General features: G+C 74.6%; 9 protein-coding genes and 1 riboswitch. Of the genes, 6 read left to right on the top strand and 3 right to left on the bottom strand.

Going from position 1 to position 8445, the window contains the following annotated elements:
- Together K6U79_09900 and K6U79_09895 are read left to right on the top strand one after the other, a co-directional pair.
- Positions 1-418, top strand: a 418-nt coding sequence (locus tag K6U79_09900; GenBank protein ID MCL6522664.1) for a hypothetical protein, incomplete at its 5' end; no start/stop codon positions are given.
- Positions 415-1011: a histidine phosphatase family protein gene (locus tag K6U79_09895; protein MCL6522663.1), complete on the top strand. Its 597-nt coding sequence runs from the start codon at positions 415-417 to the stop codon at positions 1009-1011. The genes K6U79_09900 and K6U79_09895, both read left to right, overlap by 4 nt.
- A 37-nt stretch (positions 1012-1048) precedes the next feature.
- Here K6U79_09895 and K6U79_09890 read toward each other — a convergent pair whose 3' ends face one another.
- Positions 1049-2053 carry a helical backbone metal receptor gene (locus K6U79_09890; GenBank protein MCL6522662.1) on the bottom strand — a complete coding sequence of 335 codons (1005 nt, stop codon included), beginning with the start codon at positions 2051-2053 and terminating at the stop codon, positions 1049-1051.
- A 33-nt stretch (positions 2054-2086) separates the two neighbouring features.
- Positions 2087-2356, bottom strand: a riboswitch (cobalamin riboswitch).
- 95 nt (positions 2357-2451) lie between these two features.
- Here K6U79_09890 and K6U79_09885 point away from each other — a divergent pair.
- The gene (locus tag K6U79_09885; GenBank protein MCL6522661.1) at positions 2452-3090 is read left to right on the top strand and encodes a cob(I)yrinic acid a,c-diamide adenosyltransferase; all 639 of its coding nucleotides are present in this window, start codon (positions 2452-2454) and stop codon (positions 3088-3090) included.
- A gap of 284 nt (positions 3091-3374) precedes the next feature.
- Positions 3375-3848, top strand: coding sequence for a hypothetical protein (locus K6U79_09880; GenBank protein MCL6522660.1), 474 nt, complete (start codon positions 3375-3377; stop codon positions 3846-3848).
- Positions 3849-4049: 201 nt separating this feature from the next.
- On the opposite strand, the gene K6U79_09875 is transcribed toward K6U79_09880, so the two are convergent.
- Positions 4050-4895: a nucleotidyl transferase AbiEii/AbiGii toxin family protein gene (locus tag K6U79_09875; protein MCL6522659.1), complete on the bottom strand. Its 846-nt coding sequence runs from the start codon at positions 4893-4895 to the stop codon at positions 4050-4052.
- A gap of 230 nt (positions 4896-5125) precedes the next feature.
- Here K6U79_09875 and K6U79_09870 point away from each other — a divergent pair, with 230 nt between their 5' ends.
- Positions 5126-6436 (top strand): acetamidase/formamidase family protein, encoded by a 1311-nt coding sequence (locus K6U79_09870; GenBank protein MCL6522658.1) that lies wholly within the window; start codon positions 5126-5128, stop codon positions 6434-6436.
- Between the two features lie 91 nt (positions 6437-6527).
- On the opposite strand, the gene K6U79_09865 is transcribed toward K6U79_09870, so the two are convergent.
- Complete coding sequence (locus K6U79_09865) at positions 6528-6935, bottom strand: hypothetical protein (protein ID MCL6522657.1); 408 nt, start codon at positions 6933-6935, stop codon at positions 6528-6530.
- Between the two features lie 149 nt (positions 6936-7084).
- Here K6U79_09865 and fliD point away from each other — a divergent pair.
- Positions 7085-8445 (top strand): flagellar filament capping protein FliD (gene fliD, locus K6U79_09860; protein MCL6522656.1); only part of this gene is annotated, 1361 nt, incomplete at its 3' end.

The raw sequence follows: 8445 nt of genomic DNA, 5'->3' as shown, positions 1-8445 counted from the left end.
CCCGCCCGGGGCCCTCCGCCTGGGTCCCGCCCGGCCGGGCGAGACCCTCTGGGCGGTCGGCCGGCCGAAGGTGGGCGCCTCCGTCCGCCTGGACGACCCGGAGATCGCCGACCTGCGGGCGCTGCGCCTCCTGCTCGCCTCGCCCCATCTCCACCTCTGCGTGCCGGCCGGCTCGGGCGGCGTGGCGGCGGAGGGCCGCCAGCTCGCCCTGGAGGCGGGGCTGACCTGGGAGCCGGAAGAGGCCCGGGAGGGCGCGGGCCCGGCCTTCCCTCTCTCGGCCTCGGCCGGACCGGCCACCTGCCTGGTCGCCGTCGGCTCGGAGGAGCTCGGCGCCTGGTGGTCGCGGGAGGCGGAGGCTGCCGCCCGGCGCTCGGGGCGCCCGCTCCCGCCCATCACCCGCGTGGGGCGCCTGCGGTGACGCCCCTGGTGCTCTGGCTCCTCCGGCACGGCGAGGTCGAAGGGAACCGGGAGTTTCGCCTCCTCGGCCAGAGGGGGGACCCGCCCCTCACCCGGCAGGGCCGCGCAGAGGCCTGGCGCGCCGCGCGGAAGCTGGCCGCCCGTCCGCTCCGGGCCGTCCTGTCGAGCGACCTGCGCCGGGCCCGGGAGACGGCGGAGGCGGTCGCCCGCCCGCACCAGCTCCGGCCGATCTTCCTTCCCGAGCTGCGCGAGCTCGACTTCGGCCTCTGGGACGGCCTGACGGCCGAGGAAGCCCGGCGCGGCTGGCCGGAGCTCTGGGCCGCCTGGAGCGCCGACCCCTTCGCGGTGGCGCCGCCGGGCGGGGAGCGGGCCGGGGATCTGGAGGGGCGGCTGGCCCGCTTCCTGGAGGGACTCCCCGGCCTCCTTGGGGGGCTCCCCGGGCCGGCGCCCGGCGCCCCCGGGGAGGCCGGGGCGGAGGTGGCGGTGGTGACGCACGGGGGCCCGCTCCGCTTCCTCTGGCGGCGCCTGGTCGGCCGGGAGCTGGAAGAGGGCTGGGCGCCCGGCGAGGTGCGCCGGCTCCGCTGCACGCTCTGACCTCCGCCGCGCGCCCGCTCCGCCCCCGAACGCGCCGTCACCACCCGGCCGCGAAGCGGTCCGGATAGAGGTCCCGGGCGATCAGCTCCAGCGCCTGCACCAGGTCGGGGCCGGGCTGGGAGACCAGGTTCTGCGGCACCAGGTGGACGCGGTGCTGGCGGACGGCGCGGATGGAGCTCCAGGCCGGCCGCTGGCCGTGGAGGAGCTGCTGGTAGCCGGCGGCGAAGGGCGTGAGGATCACGTCCGGGTCGTGGGCCACGATCCGCTCCACGCTGTACTCGGGCCAGGGGCTCTGGGCGTCGTCGGCGATGTTGACGCCGCCGGCGCGCCGGATCAAGTCGTCGATGAAGCTGCCGGGGCCCGCCGTCATCTCCGGGTTCTCCCAGACCTCGTAGTAGACCTTGACGCGCCGGCTGGCGGGGATGTCCGCCACCCGGCTCTCCACCCGCTCTTCCCGGGCGGTCATGGCGCGGACCACCGCCGCCGCCTGCGCCTGGAGGTCGAGCACGCGGCCCACCAGCTCGATGTCGTGGTGGACGCCGGAGAGCGTCTTGGGGTTGAGGACCAGCACCGGGACGTGGAGCGACTCCAGGCGCTGGACCACCGGCTGGGCGTTGATGTCGGTGGTCAGGACCAGGTCGGGCTGCCGGGCCACGATCGCCTCGAAGTCGGGGTCGGTGAGGCCGCCCACCTTCGGGAGCTTCCGGGCCGCCGCCGGCTCGGTGCTGAACTGGTCGACCCCGACCACCCGGGAGCCCGCTCCGACGGCGAAGAGGATCTGGGTGTTGCTCGGGCCGAGGCTGACCACGCGCCGCGGCGCGCGCTCGATCCGCACGCTCCGGCCGAGGTCGTCCACCACCTGGAGCGGGTAGCGCGTGACCGGTGAGGCGGGCTTCCCGGCGAGAGCGGAGGCGGCCGGCCGGGCGGCGGAGGCGTCCGGCTTCGAGGGGCTGCCGCCGCAGGCGGCGAGGCCGAGGGGGGCGGAGAACAGAAGAAGGACGGCGACGACGAGGTGGGCGATCCGCTTGTACGCGCGGTACATGGCGGACGCGTACCCCCTTTCCGCGAAGGGTCTGTACGCTCCCACCGGGCAGGCAGGTCTCCTGGCTGATGCCTCATCGGGCCGCCCGCTCCTTCCCGCCCCGCCTTCCCGGGATGCCTTCCCCCGGGGGTTGCGGGACAGTGGAGGGGTCGCACCGCCGTGCCGGAGCGGCGTGTGCGCGGGTGGCCCATCCGCAATCACAGTGGCGGGACCGCGCCGGATCCGCGGCCTTCGGGCCGCTACCCCGGACTTCCCTATTCTCCCCCGGCCGGGACCGGGGGCACCTGCCCGGTTGTGGATGGGATTGTACGAGCCCCAGTATAACGGGGAACGGGGCGGCCGTCCCGGGAGGATCGGGCGGCCGTCCCGAGCTCCGCGGCGCGAAAGGAAGCGAGGCCATGGCGAAGATCTACACGCGCACCGGCGACGCCGGCACCACCTCCGTCGGCTTCGGCGAGCGGGTGCCCAAGGACGACCCACGCGTCGAGGCCTACGGCACCCTGGACGAAGCCAACGCCCTCCTCGGCCTCCTCCGCGCCCGCCTCCAGGCCGAGGCCGCCGCCCGCGGCGGCGCGGCCGCCGGCGGCTTCCTCGCCGAGGCCGCCCGGGCGCTGGAGACGATCCAGAACGACCTCTTCAACGTCGGCTTCGACTGGGCGTGGAACCGCGGCGAGCCGGCCATCCGCGACGAGCACGTAGAGCGTCTGGAGGGCTGGATCGACGCCTGGGACCCCTCCCCCCTCCGGGAGTTCGTCCTTCCGGGAGGAAGCGAACCCGCCGCCTGGGCGCACCTGGCGCGCACGCTGGTCCGCCGCGCCGAGCGCCGCGCCGTCGGGCTCCAGCGGAGCACGCCGCTCAACCCGGCCTCGCTCCGCTACGTCAACCGGCTCTCGGACCTGCTCTTCGTCCTGGCGCGGCGGCTGAACGCCGAACTGGGCGTGGCGGAGACGGAGATCCGGCGCTACGTCCCGCGGGGGCGGCGCCCGTCCGCGAGGAGGGGAGGGTCGGCCGGCCTCCCGGGAGGCGGGCGGGAGTAGCCCGCCTCGTGCGCCTGCTACAGCCGCCCCTGTCGCCGCCTGGCCGGGGTAGGGGATACGATGGGGTCGAAGGCCGCGTTCCCACCCTTCCCACGGCGCGGTCCGTGCCGTCCACGGCTGTGGCCGGCCGCCGGCGCAGTTGCGTCTTTGAGCCGGGCCCTCCTGGAGGTGTGGTTGGTGACCATGGAACAAGCACTCCAGAAGTGTGCGGAAGTCCTGCGCTTGGCGGGCTACCCGGTGATGTTCATGGGGGTCTCTTCAGCGAGGCCCACCGGGGACGGGGGATGGCAGATCATCTACCGGCACACGTTGGCCCAGAAAGAATTGGAGCTCATCGTGGACGGACGAGGCGAGGTCCGGCAGCTCGAGAGGCGGTAGAGCATGCATCCGAAGAGTCCCAAGCTTATCGTGAGGTCGCTGCCCGCTATTTCGACAACGCCCGGGAAGCGGCTCTACGAGGCGAGTGGCAAAAGGTTTCCGAACTGGTCTGGGGGTACGTTTCTCTCGAAGTGAAGGCGCTTGCCGCCGGAAGAGGCATAGGTCTTGGAACGCACCGGCAGCTGGTGGAATTCACGCGAGAACTGGCGAAGGCGCAAGGCCAGAGCTGGATCAAAGACGAGTTTGCTGCGCTGAATCTGCTCAATGCCAATTTCTACGAGGACGTTCTGGACGAGATGGAAGTTCGCGAAATGACGAAACGAGCCCTCGATTACGTCGACAAACTCCGTAAGTTGGGCGGACCCGAGAACCAAGCGTAGAGCATGCCGAAAGGCGCGGCCGTCGGCCCCGGTACAGACCGCCATCGATCCCGCTTCGGACCGCCATCATGACGTCACTTCCGCTATCATGACGTCATTTCGGGAAGTGGCCGGGGAGAAAGTACCCGCCCCCGCCGCCCCCGCCGCCTCCGTCGCCCGCGCCGCGCCCGCCCCGCCCGCGCCACCCCGCCCGCCGCGGGCTCACCGCTCGCCCAGCCGCCGCCGGAGCAGCCGGTGCGCGGCCGCCACCAGCGTCGCCCGCACCCGCTCCGGCTCCGCGGGCAGGAGGAGGCCCTCCGGCCGCAGGGGGAGCTCCGCCGCCCGGGCCAGCATCCTGGCGAAGAGGCCGGGGCGGAAGCGCGCGTCCTTCCGCAAAGCCAGCGCCATCAGCTCCTCCAGCTCGTAGCGCCGCTCCAGCAGGAAGTAGAGGTCGACGTAGTCGCGCTCGGCCGCCCGACCGAAGAGGGCCAGCACCTTGTCGGCGGCCAGGTCGGGCAGCGAGTGGACCGGCATCCCCTCCAGGCGGGCGTCGGGCGGCTCGAGGCGGAAGGGCTCGTGCGTCGCCAGCTCCATCGCCAGCGGCGGCCGCCCCGCGCGCAGGCGGGCGAAGGCCGGGCCCTGCGCCTCGACGACCGGCCCGAGCCCGGCCGCCTCCAGGGCGGCGGCGAAGGCCTCCACCGCCCGGTGGAAGCGGTCGCCGGCCGCGCCGCCGGGGGCGAAGAAGTCCAGGTCGACCGCCCGCCGGTGGCCCAGGTGGACGGCGGCCAGGGCGGCGCCGCCGGCCAGCTCGAAGCCCCGGGGGGCCAGGTGGCGGGCAGCGAGGCGGAGAAGCGCGCGCGCCGCCGGGGCGAGGACGCGGCGCCGCGCCGCCGCCACGGCCGCCCGCTCCCGGCAGTAGCCCTGCCAGAGGGCGGCGGTGGCCGGGGAGAGGGGGAGGGAGGAGACCGCTTCGCAGAGGCGGTCCAGGTCGAGCGCGCGCCAGTCGGCCGGCTCCCCTTCCTCCAGCAGCGCCGCCAGGTGCGCCCGCTCGGCCCCCTCCCCCTCCATCGCCCGCCGCCCCCCGGTCCGCGTCTCGCCCCATGCATAGGCAGGCCGCGCCGCCGGCGTGCGCGCCGGGGCCGTCGCGGTCGGGCGGGAGGGAGGGGACGCTCCGGCGGGGCCGAAGTGCTTCCGCGGAGCGCCGCGCCGGCGGCCGGCGCGCCCGACGCCGGGCGCGTCCCCCGCGGCGGGCGGGCCGGGGCCCGCCGGCGGCACGGCGCCCGAGGAGGTGGTTCCGCATGGCGACGCGGGTGGAGGAAGTCCCCCAGATCCAGGTGACGCGCTACACCGGCGGCCTCATCGGTCCCGGCGCCGGCTTCTTCGGGCGGATCCCCAGCGGCGGCCGCATCCGGGCCGTCACCCCGCCCGGCTGCTGGGGGCCCATGATCACGCCGCACTTCAAGGGCGGCCACGAGGTGACCCAGCCGGTCTACGTCGAGGGCGCGCGCCCCGGCGACGCCGTCGCCATCACCATCGAGCGGCTGCGCGTCCTCTCCCACGCGGCCGCCACCGGCACCATGACGCTCAACCCCAAGGCCTTCGGCGACGACCCTTTCGTCGACAAGCGCTGCCCCAACTGCGGCGCGCCCTGGCCCGAGAGCCGCGTCGAGGGCGTGGGCGAGGAGGCGGTCCGCTGCGCCCGCTGCGGCGCCGAGGCCAGCGCCTTCCACTTCGAGGAGGGCTACACCGTCACCTACGACGACGCCTACACTGTCTCGCTGGCCGTCGACGAGGCCAACGCCCGCCGCTTCGCCGCCCGCGCGCGCGAGGAAGCGGCCCTCCCCGAGGCCAGCGAGCAGAACCCCATCGTCCTCTACGCGCCCCACACGCTGAGCGGCATGGTCGCCCGCGTCATCCCCAACGTGGGCAACATCGGCACCATGCCCTCCGTCGACATGCCCGACTCGCACAACGCCGGCGACTTCGGCGCGAGCCTCGTCGGCGCCCACCACCCCTACGCGCTCACCCAGGAGCAGCTGGAGGCGCACCGCACCGACGCCCACCTCGACTGCCGCGACGTGCGCGAGGGCGCCGTCCTCCTCTGCCCCGTCAAGGTGGAGGGCGCCGGCGTCTACATGGGCGACGCCCACTCGGTGATGGGCCGCGGCGAGCTGGCGCTCCACTCCATCGACGTCACCGCCGACGTCACCGTCCGCGTCGACCTCCTCCCCGGCCTGGAGCTGGAGGGGCCCATCCTCCTGCCGAGGCCCGAGGACCTGCCGCCCATCGCCCGCCCCTTCACGCCCGAGGAAGCGGCCGCCGCCCGCGCCCTGGGCGAGCGCATCGGCGTCACCCCCGAGCTGGAGGCGGCGCCGCTCCAGTTCATCGGCACCGGCGTCGACCTCAACCGCGCCACCGAGAACGCCATCCGGAGGGCGGCGCGCTTCCTGGGCGTCAGCGAGGCGGAGGTGCGGAACCGGGCCACCGTCACCGGCGGCGTGGAGATCGCCCGCCTGCCGGGCGCCGTCCAGCTCACCCTGCGCGTCCCCTTCCGCCTGCTGGAGAAGAAGGGGATCCTCGAGCTGGTGCGGGCGCAGTACGACCTCTGAGCCGCAGCGACGGGGGCGGGCCGGGATGACCGGCCCGCCCCCGGGTCCGCGGCCCGCCCCGCGCGCCGCAGGCGGTGGCCAGCCGCCGCCCTCAGCCGCCGGGGGCCCGCCCCTCCTCCGCCGCCCCGCCGGGGTGAAGGCCCGGGTAGCGCTTCCTCCACCAGCTCTCGAGGAGGGCGCGCGTCTCCGCCTGGAGCCGCAGCCGCTCCCAGCGGCAGCGCTCCAGCTCGGCCTCCAGCTCCTCCGGTGTCGGCGGCGCCGGCGGCTCCTCGCCCATCCAGGCGGCCAGCACCCGGGTGAAGGGCGTCAGCCGGTAGAGGTGCGGGACGCCGTCACGCTTGGCCAGCCAGGTCCAGCGCTTGCCGTCCCAGCGCCCGGCGAGGAGATCCTCCAGGTTCCGCCGCGCCGCCTCCGCCCTGCCGCCGGCGTCGCGCAGCCGCCGCAGCGCCGCCGTCACCTCGGGCGGCCTGCCGCCCGTCGCCTCCTCTCGTCCCGCCATCGGCTCCACCTCCTTCCAAGCCCGTCCCTCGCGGCAAGACGGGGGAGGGGCCGCCCCGGTTCCCCCTCAAGCGGCGCCGCCGGCGTTCGAAGGAGAGGCCGAGACGGGCCCCTTCCTGCGAGGATGCGGGTCCCGGGGAGGTCGGGAGCGTGAGCAGCACCCCGCCGGTCCAGTTCACGGGCCTGGGCTCGGGCATCGACTGGCAGTCCATCGTCCAGCAGCTGATCCAGCTGGACAGCCAGCCGATCACCCAGATGCAGCAGCAGCAGGGCGCGCTCCAGGCCGCCTCGAGCGCCTGGTCGACCATCCAGAGCGAGCTCCAGGCCTTCGAGTCGGCCGCCCAGGCGCTCACCCAGAGCACGCTCTTCAGCGCGGTGACCGCCAGCTCCAGCGACACGGGCGTCCTCGCCGTCTCCGGGACGAACGGCGCGACGCCGGGGAGCTACGCCGTCCAGGTCAAGGCGCTGGCCACGGGGCCGGTGATCACCGGCAACGTGAACGTCTCCAAGGTCAACCCCAACGACACGCTGCAGAACCAGTTCGGGATCACTTCCTCGGGCGCGTGGACCATCGTCTACACCGACAGCAGCGGCAACAGCACCACGGTCAGCGTCGGCTACGACCCCAACCAGACGCTGGCCCAGGTGGCCGAGGCGGTGGCGACCCGCACGGGCGGCGCCGTCCAGCTGACGCTGGGCCCCAACGGGTATATGCAGCTGGTCGGCTCTGCCACCGGCAGCCAAGCCTCGCTGGCGCTCACCGCGGACACCGGCGCCCTGGCCGCCGATCTCGGGTTCACGGCGGGAGCCCCCGCGGTCTACGGCGGCGACGCCAGCTTCGTCGTCCAGGGCCAGAACGCGGGCTACCCGCAGACCAGCCACACCAACACCGTCACGCTGACCGGCGCCCTCAGCGGCCTGACCATGACGCTGACCGGCGTCGGCACGGCCACCATCACGGTCTCGGCCAACCAGCAGCCCTTCACCGACGCGGTCAACGCCTTCGTCAGCGAGTACAACAAGCTGGTGGGACTCCTCCAGAAGGAGACCACCCTGGGCGATCCCAGCACCACCGCCGACGACGGGCCCCTGGCCAACGATCTGGCGGCGCAGGGGATGGCCTTCCGGCTCCGCCAGATCGTCACCTCCGCCGTCGCCGGCGCGACGACCTACCAGAGCCTGGCCGACATCGGCATCGGCACCAGCGGCACGGACAACCAGCTGGCCGTCACCGACTCCGCCAAGCTGAGCGCCGCCCTCCAGGCCAACCCCCAGGCGGTGCTGGCGCTCCTCACCAACGGCAGCGGCACGGGCGTCGTCGACCAGCTGAGCCGCTACGTGGACAGCATGGCCGGCAACGCCCTCGGCGGGGTGAGCGGCGTCATCCCCTCCATCGAGCAGTCGCTCAGCGACCAGATCCGCCAGATCTCCGACCAGATCACCGCCTTCCAGAGCCGGCTCGACCTGGAGCAGCAGACGCTCACCCAGCAGTTCCTCGCCATGGAGGCGGC

Source organism: Bacillota bacterium (assembly GCA_023511835.1).
Taxonomy (GTDB): domain Bacteria; phylum Bacillota; class Sulfobacillia; order JAIMAT01; family JAIMAT01; genus JAIMAT01.
Note: the sequence above shows the minus strand (reverse complement) of the source record. Positions and strands in the feature narration are given on the sequence as shown.